The organism is Pseudomonas sp. ITEM 17296, from assembly GCF_028895205.1.
Classification (GTDB): domain Bacteria; phylum Pseudomonadota; class Gammaproteobacteria; order Pseudomonadales; family Pseudomonadaceae; genus Aquipseudomonas; species Aquipseudomonas kermanshahensis.
The window spans coordinates 143,797-162,405 of the sequence record NZ_WJRS01000002.1 but is presented as its reverse complement, the minus strand read 5'-3'; the positions used below and the strand labels follow the sequence as shown (position 1 = coordinate 162,405).

Here is an 18,609-nt window from a genome sequence, read left to right as displayed (position 1 = left end):
ATCATGGGCGATCACGCGATGGAATCCCTGCTGCGGCCGGCGGTGGAGCTGTACACCGTGGGCATCTGCGCCGGTGCCGGCGCCTTGTGCCTGCACTCGCCCTGGGCAGTGGCATTGTCGCCCGAGGTCGGCGCCGGGATGGCCCTGGCCTACACCGCGTTCGGCCTCAAGCGGCTCAACGAGGCGCGAATCGTCCTGCGTTATCGCCGTAACATCCGACGCTTACCGCGCTACTCGCTGACCAGCCGGCAGATTCCGGTGAGTGGCAAACGCCTGTTCATAGGCCGCGGCTTTCGCTGGACCCGCCTGCATACGCAGCGCCTGCTTGAGGCTCAGGATCCAGCGTTGGCCCGCTACGTCAACCAGTCAGCCGCCTATCAATGGGCGCGGCGGATGGAACATGTGCTGGAGAAGGCTCCACCCGGGCTGTCGCTGCTGCCCCGCCTGACTGCCTGGGACAGCCCGTTCAATCCGGTGCGTCCGCTGCCTCCGGTCGGCGGCTCACCGTTGTTGCATGGCGTCGAGCCGGATGAGCAGGAGGTCTCGCTGCCATTGATCGAACGCGTGGGCCACACGTTGGTGCTGGGCACCACCCGGGTAGGTAAAACACGGGTAGCTCAGGTATACATCACTCAGGATATCCACCGGCCCTCTCGGGAAGTGGTGATCGTCTTCGATCCCAAGGGCGATGCCGCGCTCCTCACCAGCATGTATGCGGATGCAAAGCGAGCTGGCCGCGAAAACGAATTTTACGTCTTTCACTTGGGTTGGCCGGAGATCTCCGCGCGCTACAACGCCATCGGCCGCTTCGGCCGCATCTCGGAAGTCGCTACACGGATCGCCGGCCAGTTGAGCGGTGAAGGCAACTCCGCAGCGTTCCGTGAATTTGCCTGGCGCTTCGTCAACATCATCGCTCGAGCGCTGATAGAGCTCGGCCGGCGCCCGGACTACCTGCAGATCCAGCGGCACGTGGTGAACATCGATGCACTGTTCATCGAGTACGCTCAGCACTTCTTCGTCCGCCATGATCCGCAGGCCTGGGAAGCGGTCGTGCAGATCGAAGGCCGCCTGAACGAAAAGAACATACCGCGGCATATGATCGGTCGAGAAAAGCGCGTGGTCGCCATTGAACAGTACTTGACCGCCAAGCGCATCTTCGATCCGGTGATGGACGGCCTGCGTTCGGCAGTGCGCTACGACCGCACCTACTTCGACAAGATCGTGGCTTCGCTACTACCGCTGCTGGAGAAGCTCACCAGCGGCAAGACCGCGCAACTGCTTGCCCCCAACTACACCGACTTGGACGACCCACGGCTGATCTTCGACTGGCTGCAGGTCATCCGCAAACGCGGCATTGTCTACGTAGGCCTGGATGCGCTGTCTGATGCTGAGGTGGCTGCTGCAGTCGGCAACTCGATGTTTGCCGACTTGGTCTCCGTTGCCGGCCACATCTACAAGCATGGCATCGATCACGGCCTGCCAGGCTCCTCCAGCGCCACGGACAAGGTGCCGATCAACCTGCACGCCGACGAGTTCAACGAGTTGATGGGCGACGAGTTCATTCCGCTGATCAACAAGGGTGGAGGCGCTGGTATCCAGGTCACTGCCTACACCCAGACCTTGAGCGACATAGAGGCGCGAATCGGCAACCGGGCCAAGGCAGGCCAGGTCATCGGTAACTTCAACACCCTGCAGATGCTGCGGGTGCGGGACACCGCGACCGCGGAACTGTTGACCAATCAGTTGCCCAAGGTCAACGTGCAGACCCGCGCACTGGTTTCTGGCGCGACCGACACCGCCGACCCTGATGCTCGCACCGATTTCACTTCCTCCTCGCAGGACCGAGTCACCACCACTGCCGTGCCGCTGATCGAACCGGCGCACATCATCGCCTTGCCCAAGGGGCAGATGTTTTCGTTCCAAGAAGGCGGGCAACTGTGGAAGGTACGGATGCCACTGCCCAAACCGGCCAGTGAAGATGACATGCCAGCGGACCTACAGACCCTCGCTGCACGCATGCGTGACTCCTACAACGCCAATGCGGGTACTTGGTGGACCAACGCCGGAGGTGCGCCGACGGTCGACTTCGATCCCGAGATACCACCGCCTGGACGTAGACGCTCCTCGTGAACGGCCCGGCAACAATCGAGCCCTGTGGAGCCCGTATGCCCGACACCGCACCCAGCCAACCTCCCGCACAACGACGCCCGGGGCTCATTTTCGGTATGGTCGAGCTATGCCTAAAGCTGCTCGGCCTGCTGTTCGCCGCGCTGGTATTCTCCATCGTGTTGGAGTTCGTTGGCATGGTGTGGTTCTGGCCAGAACAGGGCTGGCATCACAGCCATGCCATGTGGCAGACCGAGCTCGGCTGGCTCAGCAGCCACTTTAAGAGTTCGCTGCTCGTGCAAGAGCCGGCACAAGCGACCGCGACAATCCTTGAGCACCTGAACGACTGGGTCGTGGTCCGCTCTGGCTGGGCGCAATCCGACACGCAGGTAAAACTGCTCAATCGAGAGCCGTCGCTGCAGGGGCAATTTGCCCAGGCCTACGTCGAGGTGCAGAACTACTTGTTGGCAGCCCTGTTTACAGTCTTCACATTTGTGGTTCGCCTGGCCGTTCTCACTCTCGCTATGCCTCTGTTCCTGCTTGCCGTGGTTACCGGAACCATCGATGGTTTGATGCGCCGTGACCTACGCAAATTCGGAGCCGGCCGAGAAAGCAGCTTTATCTACCATCGAGCGAAGCGGACATTGTCGCCATTAGTCGTGAGTCCCTGGGTCATTTACCTCTCCCTCCCTTTCTCGGTGAATCCCTTTTGGGTGTTACTGCCATGCGTCGTACTGCTTGGATGGATGGTGGCAATCACGGCTGCAACGTTCAAAAAATATCTTTGACTGTCCGCTACCGGCTGATTCTGTTGAAAAAGTCGGATTTTCAAATGGACTGAACTCAGGCACGACCACCACCGGAGAACCTGCTCACCACATTGAGTGGTTTTTCGGCCCTTCGATGACCTTTGCTGCTCTGTTATTGGGTTAATTTGAGATTTTTTGCTTGGTGCAGGCGCACCTATCCCGTGACTGGTGGCCCTTGAGATGAAAATTTGGCCAGCCGTCGCAGGTTCTGCACCGCAGCGGCCAGCGTGAATTCATCCGTCGCACCACTCATGCCACGTAGTCTCAGGCGATCCAATTTCAGGATGCGCTTGAGGTGGGCAAACAACATTCGACCTTTTTACGTTCGTGGCGAGAGCGCTGATATGCCGGCGTTGCTGCAATGCGCCGAGCCACATCGCGAGCGGCTTCATGGACGCTGCGAGCGATCTTGCGGAACGCAGTGTTCGGGCAGCACTTGGCTTTCATCGGACAGGCAACGCAGTCGGTCTGCCGGGATCGGAAGATGATGGTGTTGGCTTTGGTGACGTGCGAACGCTCATTCTTGAAGGCTCGCCATTCGCTGCGCAATGGGTTGCCGGCCGGGCAGCGGTATTCCTCAGCCGCTTCATTCCAGTGGAAATCGTTACTCGAAAAACTATCGTTCTTGCGCTCGGTTTTGTCCCACACCGGCACATGCGGCTCGATGTCTTTTTCCTCCACCATCCAGGCCAGCATCGGCGCTGTACCGTAAGCGGTGTCGCCAATGAGGCGTTCCGGCTTGATGTCGAACTGCGCTTCGACCCGTTCGATCATCGTCTTGGTGCTCTCGACTTCTGCGGTTCGATGAGCCGGTGTGGATTCCACATCCACAATCACACTGTGCTCGGTATCGATCAGATAATTCGTGGAGTAAGCGTAGAAAGCTGGGCCTCCTGGAGCAGCGGTCCAGCGGGCCTGAGGATCAGTCAGCGACAGGCGCTTCGGTAGCGTTTCGGCCAGAGCCTCTTCATCGAGTGCCTCAAGGTACTCACGCACGGCGCGGGTGCTCAGAGATGGATCGCTCCAGTTGACCTGTTCATCTCCCGGTACGCCGCGCTGTCGACTCGCATCTGCTTTGATAATGCTGGCGTCCACGGCAAAGCCTTCGCCCTTGACCAGACCGGCGTCCATGCAGCGACGCAGCACTTCATTGAACAACCAGCGAAACAGATCACTGTCCCGAAAACGGCCGTGTCGATTTTTGGAAAACGTCGAGTGATTGGGTACTTCATCTTCAAGGCTCAACCGGCAGAACCAGCGATACGCCAGGTTCAAATGGGCCTCTTCGCACAACCGCCGTTCGGAGCGGATGCCGTAGCAGTAGCCGACGATCAGCATGCGGATCATCAGTTCAGGATCAATCGACGGACGTCCAATCGGGCTATAGAAATCGGAGAGGTAATGGCGCAGGTCGCTCAGATCGAGACACCGATCAATGCTGCGCAGAAGGTGATTGGCTGGGATGTGATCTTCAAGGTTGAACGAGTAAAACAGTCGCTCCTGCCCACTCGATAACTGTCCCATCATGCTGTGTGATCCCCTCCGGCCAATGCGGAGATTTTGCCGGAGGCCAGCCAGGGGAGCTACTTTTTCAACAGAATCGGCTAAAAGCAGCCCCTCAAAGGCGCATAGTATAGCCGGGGCGATTCATTTTAGGCTGGCATAACAATGGAGTATTATACGACATTCATCCAGAGATTATGCGGCAGCATGGGTCGCCTACTTATTACTTAGGAGTAAGGATTGAAACGCCACATTCTAGCACTACTAGTGTCTACTTCGTCACTCACAGCTGCAGCCAGTGAGACGGTGACAATGCCAGGCCCAGCCATTTACTCGTGCACACAATGGAGCGACTCAGCCGGCCATTCATTAAGGCTACCACTCGCAATGTGGCTATTGGGTTTTGCCAGTGGTAGCAATGTGCGCACAGCACCAAATAACCTTCAGGCAGAGATCTATGATAACGATAAGGCACTTGCATTTGCCGATAGCTACTGCAAAAGCAATCCTGATCACTACATGAGTCAGTTAGCACTAGCCTTAGTAGAGAAATTTGGCGGCCCTAAAACTGAGCATGAATGGTCGGAGTAATTCCCATTAATTATGTCAAATCGTTCACTGCACTAGTTTCGTGTATGGCCCCAAGCTGCCCTTTGCGGTGGACAACTTCAGCAAGCAAAGGATCTCGACATGCCACGTCGATCAGCCCCCGATCCTTTCCATCCAAGGTCAAGTCAAACGAGTCAGGTGACTTTGATAACTACTTTGCCAAATATACCTCGTGCCAGATCTTCGAACGCCTTGTGCACGTCGTTGAACGAGTGGGTCTGATCGATAACCGGGCGGAGCTGGTGCTCGTTCAGGAATGCGTTCATGCGATTAAACGACGAACGAGGCGCAACGGCGATGCCACGAATCGTGGTTTGGAGGAAGATCAGCGGCATGAGGCTCAGCAAGGGGGTCTGGCCGGTGAGAAAGCCGATTTGAGCGATCTTGCCGGCGGCTTTGGCTGCCAGGGGACTGTTTCAAACCCTCGCCTGCAGCCACATCAAGAAGCAAATCGACGCCTTTGGCCTTCGGTGAGTTTCAGCACTTTCTCTTCCCGGCGAGGGAAGGCCCGATAATTCACGCCAGCCACTGCGCTGAGCTTTTTCACTGCCTCCAGATTGGCATCGCTGCTGGAGGTAACGATCACCGTGGGCGCCGAGTGCAGTTGCCAACTGCCCGGCAAAAATCGATACCGATGTGTTTACGGCGTTTACACAGAGCCTGGATCCAAAGCAGACATCTGCGATAGGAAGCAGCATCAATTCATTAGCCTGCGATGGCGGCCGCCACTGCAGGTCGTGATTAATGTGGAGTGACGAAAGGGCTTCCGCTGGAATGAAAATGCTTTCGAGCAACAGGGAATGGTTCAGTTGAAATTCTGAGCTGGATTTCTAAACCTGCAAGCAGCCGCTTGGCCCTTTCGGCGTAAGCGTCCGGGTAAGTCACCGTAAGCTCCTGACATCATCCGGTTCTAGCGTCCGGCGCGAGATCCCTACCGGCCCGGCCACCATCTGTCAGGTATGCTTCCACCATTCCCTTCCGTAATTTTTTATTGACACCCCCAAAGCCTCTCAGTATCGTCCTTCCTCCCTCCTTTCCGGCTACCTCTGCCGTGAACCGCCCAGGCGTTAACTCGCGAAGCGGTCATACACGTTGCCGACACTTATACGGTCGCTATCTACTAGCGCGCCTCATTTCCGATATCAAGTGTAAAGGATGATTCTATGATCATTCGTCAGGCTACTAACGCCGACCATCCGCAACTGCTCAACATTTGGCTGCGCTCCGTTCGCGCCACACATCACTTCCTGCAAGAATCCGATATCGAGGCATTGCTTCCTCAGCTCCGCGATATTTACCTACCCGCTGTTGAATTATGGGTTGCGGTAGATGCCGAGGACTGCCCGCTAGGGTTCATCGGGCTCAATGAAAACCACGTAGAGATGCTCTTCATCGAACCAGATCTGCGAGGGAAAGGGATTGGCCGCGCACTGCTGGATCATGCCCGCAGTTCGCGCAGTCAGATGAGTGTTGATGTGAATGAACAGAACCCTGAAGCGGTAGGGTTCTATTTACATTACGGGTTTGTTCAAACAGGTCGTTCTCCGCTAGATGGCGAGGGCCGCCCCTTCCCCTTGTTGCACCTGAGTCTGCCCGGCTAGGGCTGTAATCGTGAATCGCTCCTAAGCTTCTGCTTCGGGGCGATTCATTATTCATCAGGCCGGCATCCATTGATTGGGTAGCAATTGCCCGATATCACTGGCTCGCTGCGTCGGCAGCCGGGTCAGCACATCTCTGAGATAGGCATACGGATCATGCCCATTCATACGCGCCGATTGGATCAGGCTCATGATTGCAGCCGCCCGTTTACCACTGCGCAGCGACCCGGCAAACAGCCAGTTCGAGCGCCCGAGTGCCCATGGCCGTATCTGGTTCTCGACCTGATTGTTGTCGATGGGTACAGCTCCATCGTCCAGGTAGCGCGTCAGCGCTACCCAGCGTTTCAGGCTGTAATCGAGGGCTTTGGCCGTGGCTGATCCGTTGGGCACCATGTCGCGCTGGGCCAACATCCAGTCATGCAGTTTTTTGCTGATCGGTACCGCCAACTTCTGACGTGTTCGCCACCGATCTTCATCACTCATGTCCCGCGCCTGGCGTTCGACCTCGTACAAGCCGCTGATCGAGTGCAGCGCTTGTTCGGCCAACTGGCTTTTGTTCGCGACGTGCAGATCGAAAAACTTGCGCCGGGCGTGGGCCATGCAGCCGATTTCAGTGATGCCTTGCTCAAAACCAGCTTTGTAGCCTGCGAAGTCGTCGCAGACCAACTTGCCGCTCCAGTCGCCCATGAAGTTACGCGCATGTTCGCCGGCACGACTGGGGCTGAAGTCATACACAACGGCTTTCAGTGCTGAAAACGGGGTGGTGCTGTACGCCCAGACGTAGGCCCGGTGGGTTTTCTTCTCGCCTGGCGCAAGCATTTGCACCGGTGTTTCGTCGGCATGAATCACACCTTGGTTCAGCACTGCTTCACGCAGTGCATCGACCAGCGGCTGGAGCCGCACGCCGGTTTGTCCGACCCACTGGGCCAAGGTCGAGCGAGCGATTGCCAACCCGGCGCGGCCAAAGATTTTCTCCTGCCGGTACAGCGGCAAGTGATCGGCGAACTTGGCTACCATGACGTGGGCCAGCAAGCCTGCGGTCGGGATGCCTTTGTCGATTACTTGGGCCGGTACCGGCGCCTGGATCAGTATTTCGCACTGACGGCAGGCCCATTTGCCACGCACATGTTGCTCGACCGTGAACACGCCGGGCGTGTAATCCAGCTTTTCGCTGACATCTTCGCCGATGCGCTGAAGTAAGCAGCCACAGGCGCACTGGGTGTTTTCGGGGTCGTGACGAATCACGGTACGCGGAAACTGCGGCGGCAATGGCGCACGTTTCGGCGATTGCCGTGGCTCGGCCTGTGATGAGGCTGGGAGGAGTTGTTTCAGCTCGGCCTCGATAGCTTCAAGGTCTGTATCGAGCAGGTCATCCAACAAGCTGCCTTGCGCCGGGCTGATTTGCTCGCTGCGCTTGGCAAACTTGTGGCGTTTGAGCAGGGCGATTTCGTAAGTGAGCTGCTCGATGATGGTTTCATCGTTCTGGATCTTTCTGCTCATCGCCTCGACTTGGGACTGCAACTGCAACGCCTGTGCCGCCAAAGCACGAAGCTGTTCCGGGGTCATTTGGTCGAGGTTGTGCGAGAAACTCATGCCGCCGATTGTGCCAGAGCAAGCTTGATACGACGACAAGCAGACCGGCCAAATGGCCGGCGGTTACAGCATGCTGATCACGCCGCCTGAGCCGACCCGCTGCCACGGCAGGCCAAGTACCAACGCTTGGAGTTGCTCGCTGTCGAGTTCGACCTCGCAACCATGGCGAATGCCGGGCCAGTGAAACTTGCCTTGATTCAGTCGGCGCGCGGCGAGCCAGACGCCCACGCCATCGTGCACCAGCACTTTCATCCGGTTAGCCCGTCGATTGGCGAACAGATAAGCGCAGTGCGGCTTCGCCGCACCGAACACCGCGATCACCCGGGCCAATGCCGTTTCGGTACCGGCGCGCATGTCCATCGGCTCGGTGGCCAGCCAGATTGCATCAATGCGGATCATTGAGCGACAGCCCGGATAAATTGCGCGCAGCCCTCGGGATCTGAGGTTGGCCATTTCACTGTGATCACTTGGTCGGCCATGGGCAACTCGATGATCACTGACGCTTCGGCTGGCCGTTTAGGTGCGGCTTTTAGCGGGACGAATTCCGGTAGTGAAGTCGCTGCGGGCTGATCTCGGTAGAGCGGCAGCCATTTGCGGATGACGTTGGCATTGATACCGTGGCTGATGGCGACTCTGGAAATGGATGCGCCAGGTTGCAGGCATTCCTGAACGACCTGGGCTTTGAATGGTTTCGGATAAGAGCTTCGTTGGCGCATGGAAATCCTGGCGATAAGGGTGATCGCGTCCGCTTAAAAATACGCGGACACCATCGCCCTTAAAGCTGGCGTTCGGAAGGTGAGTTCACCGGACGCTTACCTTTCGGCGGGTTCACAGCAGGGCCAAGGTGGGCAGTGCTCTCTTACTTTGTTTCAGCAATGCTCTTCATGGCTTGCCAGCCATGCGTGATGCCTCCACCCGCGCGAAGAGCCGTGGCCACCATGATTGCCTCAGCTACATCTTGCTTCGACGCACCCGTAAGGACAGCTCGCTTGGCATGGTCGGCAATGCAGTAGGAGCACTGCGTCGTGACGGCTACTCCCACAGCGATCAACTCCCGCGTGGCGAGATTCAGGCTACCGACATCCTTGTTGAAGACAGCTTTATCGAAGCCGAAAAAAGCCGCGACCATTTCGGGCGCAGCCTCTTGCAGGTCGCGCATGTAGTTTGCGTCAGCTTGATGGTTGTGCATTTTGAGTACCTTTTGAGCTCTTCATTGGGGGAAGTTAAATTGGAAGCCTGTTCAGTGCTTGGCTAAAGTCAAACTCATGCGGTGGCCGGACTCAAATACATTGAGCCCCCGCTCTGTCAGTGCCCTACCGGCTGGCGTTTGCGGCTCATAGGCAGAGAGATAAGCCAAGCGCTCGGCCGCGCGTTGATTGAGCCAATCAGATGACAGTCGTTTCTCCCGCATTTTCTTAATATCTGAATCAAGTGCTGTTAGAGTGCGTCGCTGCAGCCATGTGTGTTTGGGCGGCCCTAATAGCGCGAACCCCGCATATAGCATGCTGAGACCTGCTGCGATTCCCAACCCAGTGGATAGACACTGATCAATTGCAAATGTCATGTAGTTACTCGGCTGAACAAGCACCGCCAAAGTGAGGCAGAAACCGAGACCGTAGGGGGAGAGCGAGGGTGACGTCATGCTCATCAATCCCAGAAAAAGCGGCGCAGAAAGCACCAAAATCAATATCTCGAAATCGATCGAGCCTTGAGCAAGCAAACCGAGCACGAACAAGATGGCGACAGGGATGGCGATCAACGCTCCTCCCAGCAACTTGGCAGTTGCCACGCGTGGCGCTGGGTGTGAGGAGAATATCTGGGAGAGTAGAACCGGTAGCACGATCATCATGATGAGTGCGGCGTGCCCACCTGACAGGATCCATATCCCGATGGCACTCAGGAAAACAAGCGAGCTGCGCAGTGCCGATCTGAATCCGACAAGCCAGTCACGGTGTCGCTTGAACCTTGCAGGGCGCTGCGTCTCGCCCGGCTCGTCAACGACTGAGAGGGAGGCCGCGAGCATCACTGAGAGTGCTTCGGATACTTGATCCAGACTCTCCATTAATGCGTGCGCAACCCTATCTGCCTGGCCCAAGGCGCGTAACTCTTCGGTCGGCTCGCAATCCTCAAGGGTTCGCCGGCGAGCAGCGGGAGATAGATGATTCAGCGGGTTGCAGCCTTGGGCGTACTGATCGATAAAGCAAGTCAGGGTGTCCGATAGCTGCAGTGATTTATCACCCACTATGCGCTCTATGGTTTGTCCCCAGGCAACGAGGGTTAATGCGTTGCTGGCGGTTAGTAGGGCCGCATCGGTGCTTGCCTGTTCGTAGCGTCCTGCATTGGCGTCGTCGTTTATGGATGTGGCCAGGGCGATGATGCCTATGCGCTGTTGATGGGCCGCTGTTGGATCTGATTGACTTTGAAGGATCGTCGAGACGTGGTTCAGGCTTAAATCCAATAGGCGACTCATGCTCGCCTCAAGCACGGTCTTAAGCTTCAAAGGATAGAGGAGGACGCTAGGCAGGATCGCGCTACTTGCTCCGACGAGAACTTCGCTCAACCGAGCGCGTACCACCATAAAGATCGATTCGCTGCTGGTGGTTGCAGGGTCGGCCATGGCAAAAAGTACAATCAGGGTCGCTGTGACACCCACCAATGCCGTTGCGAAGTAAGCGTCTGCCGAACACATCTTGCACCAGCCCGTTTGGTGTAGACGGACGCTCGAAACACCCTGTCGAGACTATCGCGCTATTCGGTTTCGACGGCAGCTTGCTCCCCCTATGCTCTTGACTCGTCTAGGAGCAGCAACCAGAGCGAGCCCCAGCAACGGGTTCGAACAGTGACTCAACAATCGTACAGTCTGGAGTGTTCGAGCCTAGGCATGTTGACTCACACGTGCCTGTCATTGAGAGCAGCTCTATCCGGATCTGCTGGAGCTTAGCTACCTTAGATTCCACTTCTGCCAAGTGCTTCTTGACCACTGACAACGCATCAGCACACGGACGATCAGCATCTGCCGCGAGCGCAATGAGTTCGCGGATATCGTCGAGTGGAAAGCCCAGTTCACGATTCTGCCTGATGAAGATGAGTCGTGACCGATGCTTTTCGGTATAGATTCGATGCCGCCCTGTCGACCGTAGGGCCGGAGGGAGAAGGCCTATTTTCTCGTAGTAGCGAATCGTTTCAATGTGGCAACCCGTTGATTTCGACAGCGCTCCGATTCCTGACATCCAAACTCCCCAAGCATTTTCTTGAACCTGTAGTAGCTACAGATATTAACCTGCTCAATCGAAAAATGATTTCACGCGTTTTAAGGGCATTCCGTGGACAGAGAGCAGCTAGAGAAGAACCAGATTCCCGTTTACTTCGTCGCGGTCATTGTCGCGGCTATCGGAGGCCTGCTCGCACCTGATGCCTCTCAAGCGTTAGGTGCGTTGGTGACACCAGCCATTGCTGTGCTGATGTACGCCATGTTTCTACAGATCCCATTCCTGGATCTCCGCAAAGGGCTTGCAAACAAGCGTTTCATGACCGCGCTGCTGACCGCCAATTTCGTCGCCATCCCCCTGTTGGTTTGGGCGTTGACGATGGGCCTAGCCGACCACCCGGCGATATTGGTGGGCGCACTATTGGTCTTGCTGACGCCTTGTATCGATTATGTTGTGGTGTTTACCCATATCGGTAAGGGCGACTCCAAACTGACTCTGGCGGCAACGCCATTACTACTCGTGCTTCAGCTTGTGCTACTACCCCTCTATCTAGCCTTCATGGTGAGTGATGACTCGGCGGTGGTTATATCGGTCGGCCCATTTGTTGAGGCCTTCGTAGTGCTGATCGCTTTACCCTTGGTCTTGGCAGTAGCAACAGCTGCCGGGGCAAAGGGGTCACGCGTCGTTGAGGGCTGGAACAATGTATGGGCTTGGATGCCTGTGCCAGCTATGGCGGCTGTATTGGTCGTAGTGATCGGCTCTCAGATTTCAACGGTGGTCAGAGACATGGACAAGCTGCTGCCTGTTATTCCCGTCTACATTGGTTTCATGCTCTTGGCACCCGTGTTGGGTGCGCTGGTGGCTCGGGGGTTTAAGTTACCGGCTAGCACGGCAAGATCAGTCGCTTTCAGCAGCTCGACACGAAACTCATTGGTAGTTCTACCATTGGCATTGGCCTTGCCCGAGGAAATCAGAGGGCTCGCTGCGGCAGCAGTCATTACTCAAACTCTGATTGAGTTGGTCAGCGAACTAATTTACATCCGAGCAATTCCTGCTTTGGTGTGGCGCAAAATGTAGATGCCAGGGAAGACCTAAGGACAAAACACCCTGCGCGATTAAACAGGTGCCCACCTGTGCGGCAGCAGCTTATTAAGCTCACTCGCGCGCTGCGTCGGCAGGCGCGTGAGAACATCCTTTAGATAGGCGTACGGATCATGGCCATTCAGCCGCGCTGACTGGATCAAGCTCATGATCGCCGCAGCCCGTTTTCCGCTGCGTAGCGACCCGGCGAAGAGCCAGTTCTTGCGCCCAAGAGCCCATGGCCGGATCTGGTTCTCCGCCCAATTATTATCAATGGGAACCGCCCCGTCATCGAGGTAGCGCGACAGCGCCGCCCAGCGTTTAAGGCTGTAATCGAGTGCTCTGCTGATGGCCGAACCTTCGGGCACAAGATCACGCTGCGCATTCATCCAGGCATGCAGCCTATCCATCACCGGTACGGCTTTTTCTTGCCGTATTCGGCGCCGTAAATCCGGCTCCAGGTCTCTGACTTCTCTTTCGATTTCGTACAACAACTGGATATAGCGCAGGGCTTGCTCGGCGAGCGTGCTTTTATTCGTAGCGTGCAGTTCAAAGAACTTGCGCCGTGCATGGGCCATGCAGCCGATCTCGGTCACGCCGAGTTCAAAGCTGGCCTTGTAGCCGCCAAAATCGTCGCAGACCAACTTGCCATTCCAGTCCTGAAGGAAGTCGCGAGCATGCTCTCCGGCGCGACTGGGGCTGAAGTCATAAACCACCGCTGCCACATCCGAGAACTGACTGGTAGCGTAGGCCCACACATAGGAGCGGTGGGTTTTCTTTGTTCCCGGCATGAGCATCTGCACCGGTGTTTCATCTGCGTGGATGATTTGTTGCACAAGCACTACTTCGCGCAGCGCATCGACCAGCGGCTGCAACTGAACTCCGGTCACGCCAACCCATTGAGCCAAGGTTGAACGTGGAATCGCCAAGCCCGCTCGACCGAAGATCGACTCCTGACGGTAAAGCGGCAGATGGTCAGCAAACTTGGCGATCATGACGTGTGCGAGCAGGCCCGAAGTCGGGATGCCTTTATCAATGACCTGCGGCGGAGCCGGTGCCTGGATCAGCGTTTCGCAGTTATCGCAGACCCACTTGCCACGGACATGGCGTTCGACGGTGAACACGCCGGGCGTGTAGTCCAGCTTCTCGCTGACGTCCTCACCGATGCGCTTGAAGGCGCAACCGCATGGGCAGTGAGTGTTGTCCGGTTCGTAATGGATCAACGTTCGCGGAAATTCTGCCGGCAATGCCGTGCGCTTGGGCTTTTGCTTTTCCTTGGTCGCCGTTGGTGCTATTTGCAACGCCTGAAGCTCGGCCTCAATCGCCGCGATATCAGTATCGATCAGGTCATCTAGCAGGCTGGCCTGTTCAGGATTCATCTGCTCGCTGCGCTTGGCAAACTTCAAACGCTTGAGCTGGGCGATCTCATGGGTCAGTTTCTCAATGACTGCTTGGTCACGGTTGATTTTCTTGCCCATAGTGTCGCCTTGCGAGAGCAACTGCGCTGCGAGGACGCGCAGTTGATTGGGAGACAGTTGGTCGAGATTGGGCGAAGAAGTCATACGCCGGACTTTGCCAGAGCAGGCGTTTCGCGACGATAGACCGATAGGCTAATGGCAGCCATTAAAGCAGTGTGATCGAGCCTCCAGAACCTGCGCGTTGCCATGGCAGCCCCAGCACCAACGCTTGAAGTTGCTCGGCATCCAGTTCCATCTCAGAACCATGGCGGATGCCAGGCCAGTGGAATCTATGGTCACCCCATTTTTTGCAATACTGTTTAACGGATGAAGTTGTTGGCTTGCTTAAATCTATCCGGCGTCTAATTGGGGTATACCCCGCGCCACGATGAGAGTCGCGCCTGACGAACCTTAAGAACTTGCTCGGCTTCTCTAGCTAGCCGGTTTCACTGTCAGGATCTTCGCCAGGCCGGTAGGCCGTTCATTTCATCTGTTGTTCAGCTATCGCAAAACCTGAAAGGTGAATCGTGGTACAGCATCAACCGCAGGGCTAGGTGTTCAGCGCGTCTGGCCCTGCTTTGTATTGGGTGTGGTGTGCGGCGATTGCCCACGCTATGCGTGCCAGCTTGTTAGCCAGCGCGCAGGCGACTACGTTGGAATGACGTCGCATCAGCAGGCTGCGCACCCAGTCGGCCAGAGCGCCTTTCTGATGCTCTAGACGCTGCATGTAGACCCTGGCGCACTGCACCAAAAGCCGTCTTAGGTTCTTGTCACCACGCTTGCTGATCCCCAGCAAATTCGCCCGTCCGCCCGTGCTGTATTGTCTGGGCACCAGTCCGACGGACGCTGCGAAAGTCGCGACTGCAACCGTATTGCTGGCCATCACCCATTTCTACAGCCAGCAGGCTGGCGGTGATCGGCCCGACGCACGGCATGCTCAGCAAACGACTGCCCAGATCATCGTCAGCAAGTTGGCCTGCTAGCTCTTTATCAAGCCCCTTGACCTGCTCGTCCAGGTAGACGAAATGGTCGTGCAAGCGCTGTAGCAGCATTGTTAACCGAACAGGCAACTCGTGCTCGGCGAGCACATCAGACAGGCGCTTCATGACGGCCAGCCCCTGCGGCAGGCTGACGCCGAACTCCAACAGGAATCCATGCATCTGATTGACGGCCTTTGTGCGGTCGCGGATCAGCGATTCGCGCAGGCGGTGCAATACTGAAAGGGTTTGTTGGGCTTCGGTCTTAGGTGAAACAAAGCGCATTGTCGGGCGCGAAGCGGCCTCGCAGATCGCTTGCGCATCGATGAAGTCGTTTTTGTTGCCTTTGACGAAGGGCTTAACGAACAGCGGGGAAATCAGCTTGGCTTGATGGCCCACAGCTGTCAGCTCGCGCGCTACGAAATGCGCACCAGCGCAGGCTTCCATCACCACGGTGCAAGCGGATAGGTTGGCGAAGAACCGCATCATCTGCTGTCGTGAAAGCTTCTTGCGAAACAGCTCTCGACCGGATTTGTCCTGGCCGTGCAGATGGAAGGTGTGTTTGCCGAGGTCGATACCGACCAGTGCCAAATCGCTCATGGTGATGGTCTCCGAATTAAAAACACCCTGCGAAAGCGTAGCCCTCGCAGGGTGAGGGGTGACCATCTCATTACTTGCCTTGGTTTAACCGGCGCGCCGCCAGCCATATTCCGAAGCCGTCATGCACCAGCACTTTCATGCGATTGGCGCGGCGGTTGGTGAACAGATAAGCGCAGTGCGGCTGCGCCGCACCGAACACCGCGACCACCTTGGCTAGCGCCGTTTCGGTGCCTGCGCGCATGTCCATCGGTTCGGTGGCGAGCCAAATGGAGTCGATGTGAATCATCGCAGAATATCTCGAAGAAAAGTCGCGCAGGCGGCAGCACTTTCAACGGGCCAGTCCACTTTGATGATGGCGCGCGGGTGCTGTATTTCAACGCAGATATTCGATGATGCTGGATGGGAGTTCGCCCCCGCCAGCGGCATGGCTAACGGAATAAATGCAGGTGGGTGCGCCGGGATTTTCTGCGTTTGCAGCCGAATCCATTTGTGGACGAGGTTTGCGTTGAGGCTATGGCCGAGCGCGACGCTGGCAATCGAAGCGCCTGGTTGGGCGCACTCTTGAATGATCTGGGCTTTGAAGGATTTGGAATAGGAACGGCGTGTTGGCTGCATGAAATACCCGCTTGAGAGCTAGAATTGGTGTCCACTTAATTTAAGTGCACACCATGTCTTCGCTTTGCAGGGCTGGGTAGATGACTTGGCCGGACGGTTACGTTGCGAAAACAAAATTGACATGCCGAATTGTAGAGGCAATCGCAGATGTGACGGCAACGCACAGCGCGAGTGCGCCAATGGCTAATACAGGGTAAGGGATCAGGTTATCCAGGATCAGAATAGCTATGACAGCGCCAACCGTTGACCCCAGAATAAGACATACCGCCTTTTCGATGACCAGTCCTGCTTCCGGGCGAGCTTGAAGCATCATCGATGCCACCATCGCCCAGAACGGCTTGTCCAAATCCAGGCTCATTGCTATTGCTAAAGCGAGCGTAACGGCAGAGAGCCCCTTGCAAGCGAACACGATGGTGCGCAAATCAGGCTTCAGGTAATGCATCAGGGCAAGTCTCATCGGTTGCCCATCTCAGTAGGGTTTTTGTAGACCCTCACCGATGCGCTCATGCCAGCAACCAAGCGCGTGCGCGCAGTGTTCGCGTCCAGCTTTATGTCGACCGGTATGCGTTGCGCCAGTCGCACCCAGTTGAAGGCTTGCTGTACCTGAGGCAGTAACATTGGATCTGCTTGTGTATTGGTGTTGGCGACACCTTTGGCGATGCTCAGCACACGACCAGTGACCAACGGCCCTCCGGCCATGAATGAGACATCGGCCAAGTCCCCTTCACGGATATCGAGGAGTTTGGTTTCCTCGAAGTAAGCGGTTACGTAGAACGAATCGTCTTTGACAAGTGAGAAAGCGGGAGAACCTTGGGCTACGTAGTTGTCTTCCTGCAGTCTGACATTGGTAATCGTACCATCCGCCGGGGCCGTCACGGTTGTACGGGCCAAGTTGATCTTGGCAGTTTCCCACTGCGCCTTGTTGACCTCATATTGGGATTTGGCCAGCGCGACTTGGGCATGGGCGTTATCCAGATCCTCAGCACTGATGGCCTTGATCCTGGCCAGGGGAACACGGCGGCGCTCCAGAAGTGCTGCTAGCTCACCCGCATGCCTTGCGTGTTCCATCTTCGCTTTGGACTCGTTCACGAGGGAGCGATAACGGACAGGATCAATTTCAAACAGCAGATCGCCTTTTTTTACCGCCTGGTTGTCTCGCACTTCAAGCTTGGTTACCCAGCCCGCCACATCGGGTGCTATGACCACGACATCGGCCCGAACTCGCCCATCCCTTGTCCAAGGCGAGAGTCGATAGTGGTTCCATGTCCACGACCCTGCCAGCAAGGCGCAGCTGGTGATCAATAACGTTACGCATACCCGGATCGTCGAATTCATCTCCATCCCCCATCGAAAAAGGCAAGAGTAGTGGCGATGTAGCAAACGAATAGGGAAAGCCCCAGCCATGAGCGCTTCCAAATCCATTGCTGCATTACCCATTCCGGAATGAGCAGATGCGTAATCCATGTCAGAGATACCGCTGTGCCAACGCAGATCACCATTGGGGTAATCAACAGGCCCGCGACTGAAAATTCACGCAACATCGACTACCTCACAACTCATCTGTACCGCAATGCGGTGAATGTACCGAAATTTTGCGCTGTATCGCAATATGATACAGTGACCGAAATTTTGGAGGTGACGATGGACGAGCGGGTTTCAACTGTGGTCAACGATGAGCGTGGTGGGGGTATCCAGGTCATTGCCCGCGCGGCGAAAATTCTGAATTTACTGGGAAGAAACGCTGGTGGTATGAGTCTGGGCGAAATAGCCCAGGCAGTAGATTTGCCTCGTTCAACCGTGCAGCGGATTGTAGGCGCGCTCGAAGAGCAGGGAATGATTAGGAGTGGAGGCGCTGGCGGCATCAGCCTTGGCGCAGGTTTGTTGAGGCTTGTAGCGAACGCTCATGTCGATCGCCTGACCGTCGTTCGCCCTTGGCTGCACAAGCTGAGCGAGGGGATTCAAGAGACGGTTGTCTTGTCGAGGCCAGCCGGCATCCAGCTGATTGTTGAAGATCGTGTTGTGGCGGATCGTGAATTGCAGGTCATGCCACGTCTTGGCCAACTGGATACGCCGCTGTATGGAACATCTGCTGGACGGGCCCTTCTGGCTTTGGACAGTGATGAGGATGTCACAGCTTTGCTCGCAGCTGGGAGCGCTACGAAGCAGCAGGCGGCCGCCCAGAGTCTGAGGGTTCAGTTAGAAGCTATTCGAAAAAACGGGATTTCCAGTGACCACGGCGAGCATATCGAGGGAATCACGACGACCGCCGTGGCGCTCGATACGGTGCTAGGACGTTTCGCAATTTCGATGCCTATTCCGACATTCCGTTTCGAGCGGAGCCGCGACTCCTACCTCGAGGAGCTGTTGCGCTGCAAGGCCGGATTACTTAAAGAAGTCGGTATAGATAGCTAACTGGAAAATTATCTAGCATCTGACCACCCATTCGCATTCAC

Annotated in this window: 17 protein-coding genes and 3 pseudogenes; 5 read left to right on the top strand and 15 right to left on the bottom strand. The window is 56.5% G+C overall.

Features of this window, described 5'->3' with window-relative positions:
* Positions 1 to 3: 3 nt before the first annotated feature.
* Positions 4 to 2,130 (top strand): type IV conjugative transfer system coupling protein TraD, encoded by a 2,127-nt coding sequence (traD, locus tag GIB19_RS03300; protein ID WP_274883532.1) that lies wholly within the window; start codon positions 4 to 6, stop codon positions 2,128 to 2,130.
* A gap of 35 nt (positions 2,131 to 2,165) precedes the next feature.
* Complete coding sequence (locus GIB19_RS03295; protein WP_274883531.1) at positions 2,166 to 2,894, top strand: TIGR03747 family integrating conjugative element membrane protein; 729 nt, start codon at positions 2,166 to 2,168, stop codon at positions 2,892 to 2,894.
* A gap of 175 nt (positions 2,895 to 3,069) precedes the next feature.
* On the opposite strand, the pseudogene GIB19_RS03290 reads toward GIB19_RS03295, so the two are convergent.
* A pseudogene (locus GIB19_RS03290) lies at positions 3,070 to 4,442 on the bottom strand (transposase).
* Between the two features lie 719 nt (positions 4,443 to 5,161).
* Positions 5,162 to 5,659, bottom strand: a pseudogene (locus GIB19_RS03285) (zinc-binding dehydrogenase); the annotation flags it as partial.
* Between the two features lie 531 nt (positions 5,660 to 6,190).
* Here GIB19_RS03285 and GIB19_RS03280 point away from each other — a divergent pair.
* Positions 6,191 to 6,628, top strand: a complete 438-nt coding sequence (locus GIB19_RS03280; protein ID WP_014717580.1) for an acetyltransferase — start codon at positions 6,191 to 6,193, stop codon at positions 6,626 to 6,628.
* A gap of 54 nt (positions 6,629 to 6,682) precedes the next feature.
* On the opposite strand, the gene tnpC (GIB19_RS03275) is transcribed toward GIB19_RS03280, so the two are convergent.
* From tnpC (GIB19_RS03275) to GIB19_RS03250, 6 genes are all read right to left on the bottom strand, one after another.
* Entirely contained in the window at positions 6,683 to 8,218 is a 1,536-nt protein-coding gene (tnpC, locus tag GIB19_RS03275; protein WP_196996377.1) for an IS66 family transposase, read from the bottom strand.
* Positions 8,219 to 8,281: 63 nt separating this feature from the next.
* Entirely contained in the window at positions 8,282 to 8,617 is a 336-nt protein-coding gene (gene tnpB / locus GIB19_RS03270) for an IS66 family insertion sequence element accessory protein TnpB (RefSeq protein ID WP_003189483.1), read from the bottom strand.
* Positions 8,614 to 8,934, bottom strand: coding sequence for an IS66-like element accessory protein TnpA (tnpA, locus tag GIB19_RS03265; RefSeq protein ID WP_196167337.1), 321 nt, complete (start codon positions 8,932 to 8,934; stop codon positions 8,614 to 8,616). The genes tnpB (GIB19_RS03270) and tnpA (GIB19_RS03265) overlap by 4 nt, the downstream gene beginning before the upstream one ends.
* 143 nt (positions 8,935 to 9,077) lie before the next feature.
* Positions 9,078 to 9,407 carry a carboxymuconolactone decarboxylase family protein gene (locus GIB19_RS03260; protein ID WP_274883516.1) on the bottom strand — a complete coding sequence of 110 codons (330 nt, stop codon included), beginning with the start codon at positions 9,405 to 9,407 and terminating at the stop codon, positions 9,078 to 9,080.
* 51 nt (positions 9,408 to 9,458) lie between these two features.
* Positions 9,459 to 10,907, bottom strand: a complete 1,449-nt coding sequence (locus tag GIB19_RS03255; RefSeq protein WP_274883514.1) for an FUSC family protein — start codon at positions 10,905 to 10,907, stop codon at positions 9,459 to 9,461.
* A gap of 106 nt (positions 10,908 to 11,013) precedes the next feature.
* Positions 11,014 to 11,448, bottom strand: a complete 435-nt coding sequence (locus GIB19_RS03250) for a MerR family transcriptional regulator (RefSeq protein ID WP_274883511.1) — start codon at positions 11,446 to 11,448, stop codon at positions 11,014 to 11,016.
* A 93-nt stretch (positions 11,449 to 11,541) separates the two neighbouring features.
* Between GIB19_RS03250 and GIB19_RS03245 the strand changes: the two genes are divergently transcribed.
* Complete coding sequence (locus GIB19_RS03245) at positions 11,542 to 12,504, top strand: arsenic resistance protein (RefSeq protein WP_274883509.1); 963 nt, start codon at positions 11,542 to 11,544, stop codon at positions 12,502 to 12,504.
* 38 nt (positions 12,505 to 12,542) lie between these two features.
* On the opposite strand, the gene tnpC (GIB19_RS03240) is transcribed toward GIB19_RS03245, so the two are convergent.
* From tnpC (GIB19_RS03240) to GIB19_RS28335, 7 genes and pseudogenes are all read right to left on the bottom strand, one after another.
* Entirely contained in the window at positions 12,543 to 14,069 is a 1,527-nt protein-coding gene (tnpC, locus tag GIB19_RS03240) for an IS66 family transposase (protein ID WP_274883508.1), read from the bottom strand.
* 445 nt (positions 14,070 to 14,514) lie between these two features.
* Positions 14,515 to 15,541, bottom strand: a pseudogene (locus GIB19_RS03235) (IS110 family transposase).
* 70 nt (positions 15,542 to 15,611) lie between these two features.
* A complete protein-coding gene (gene tnpB / locus GIB19_RS03230) occupies positions 15,612 to 15,827 on the bottom strand; it encodes an IS66 family insertion sequence element accessory protein TnpB (protein WP_274883506.1) in 216 nt (71 codons plus the stop codon).
* Entirely contained in the window at positions 15,824 to 16,156 is a 333-nt protein-coding gene (tnpA, locus tag GIB19_RS03225; protein WP_080766454.1) for an IS66-like element accessory protein TnpA, read from the bottom strand. Before tnpA (GIB19_RS03225) ends, tnpB (GIB19_RS03230) begins: the two co-directional genes overlap by 4 nt.
* Before the next feature lie 97 nt (positions 16,157 to 16,253).
* On the bottom strand, positions 16,254 to 16,598 hold the full coding sequence (locus GIB19_RS03220; RefSeq protein WP_274883502.1) for an FUSC family protein: 345 nt from the start codon (positions 16,596 to 16,598) through the stop codon (positions 16,254 to 16,256).
* A gap of 11 nt (positions 16,599 to 16,609) precedes the next feature.
* Positions 16,610 to 17,491: an efflux RND transporter periplasmic adaptor subunit gene (locus tag GIB19_RS03215; protein WP_446731371.1), complete on the bottom strand. Its 882-nt coding sequence runs from the start codon at positions 17,489 to 17,491 to the stop codon at positions 16,610 to 16,612.
* The gene (locus GIB19_RS28335; RefSeq protein ID WP_446731370.1) at positions 17,488 to 17,655 is read right to left on the bottom strand and encodes a DUF1656 domain-containing protein; all 168 of its coding nucleotides are present in this window, start codon (positions 17,653 to 17,655) and stop codon (positions 17,488 to 17,490) included. The genes GIB19_RS03215 and GIB19_RS28335 overlap by 4 nt, the downstream gene beginning before the upstream one ends.
* Here GIB19_RS28335 and GIB19_RS03210 point away from each other — a divergent pair.
* Positions 17,636 to 18,568 carry an IclR family transcriptional regulator gene (locus tag GIB19_RS03210; protein WP_274883499.1) on the top strand — a complete coding sequence of 311 codons (933 nt, stop codon included), beginning with the start codon at positions 17,636 to 17,638 and terminating at the stop codon, positions 18,566 to 18,568. The genes GIB19_RS28335 and GIB19_RS03210 overlap by 20 nt on opposite strands.
* The last annotated feature ends 41 nt before the right edge of the window (positions 18,569 to 18,609 follow it).

What these genes read in the sequence shown, in the direction of transcription:
- tnpA (WP_080766454.1), bottom strand. Translation starts at nt 16,156, where the DNA reads ATGCAGCCAACACGCCGTTCCTATTCCAAATCCTTCAAAGCCCAGATC.
- GIB19_RS28335 (WP_446731370.1), bottom strand. Translation starts at nt 17,655, where the DNA reads ATGGTGATCTGCGTTGGCACAGCGGTATCTCTGACATGGATTACGCAT.
- GIB19_RS03295 (WP_274883531.1), top strand. Translation starts at nt 2,166, where the DNA reads ATGCCCGACACCGCACCCAGCCAACCTCCCGCACAACGACGCCCGGGG.
- tnpC (WP_196996377.1), bottom strand. Translation starts at nt 8,218, where the DNA reads ATGAGTTTCTCGCACAACCTCGACCAAATGACCCCGGAACAGCTTCGT.
- GIB19_RS03255 (WP_274883514.1), bottom strand. Translation starts at nt 10,907, where the DNA reads ATGTGTTCGGCAGACGCTTACTTCGCAACGGCATTGGTGGGTGTCACA.
- GIB19_RS03250 (WP_274883511.1), bottom strand. Translation starts at nt 11,448, where the DNA reads ATGTCAGGAATCGGAGCGCTGTCGAAATCAACGGGTTGCCACATTGAA.
- tnpB (WP_274883506.1), bottom strand. Translation starts at nt 15,827, where the DNA reads ATGATTCACATCGACTCCATTTGGCTCGCCACCGAACCGATGGACATG.
- tnpB (WP_003189483.1), bottom strand. Translation starts at nt 8,617, where the DNA reads ATGATCCGCATTGATGCAATCTGGCTGGCCACCGAGCCGATGGACATG.
- GIB19_RS03280 (WP_014717580.1), top strand. Translation starts at nt 6,191, where the DNA reads ATGATCATTCGTCAGGCTACTAACGCCGACCATCCGCAACTGCTCAAC.
- GIB19_RS03260 (WP_274883516.1), bottom strand. Translation starts at nt 9,407, where the DNA reads ATGCACAACCATCAAGCTGACGCAAACTACATGCGCGACCTGCAAGAG.
- traD (WP_274883532.1), top strand. Translation starts at nt 4, where the DNA reads ATGGGCGATCACGCGATGGAATCCCTGCTGCGGCCGGCGGTGGAGCTG.
- tnpA (WP_196167337.1), bottom strand. Translation starts at nt 8,934, where the DNA reads ATGCGCCAACGAAGCTCTTATCCGAAACCATTCAAAGCCCAGGTCGTT.
- GIB19_RS03215 (WP_446731371.1), bottom strand. Translation starts at nt 17,491, where the DNA reads ATGAATTCGACGATCCGGGTATGCGTAACGTTATTGATCACCAGCTGC.
- GIB19_RS03220 (WP_274883502.1), bottom strand. Translation starts at nt 16,598, where the DNA reads ATGCATTACCTGAAGCCTGATTTGCGCACCATCGTGTTCGCTTGCAAG.
- tnpC (WP_274883508.1), bottom strand. Translation starts at nt 14,069, where the DNA reads ATGACTTCTTCGCCCAATCTCGACCAACTGTCTCCCAATCAACTGCGC.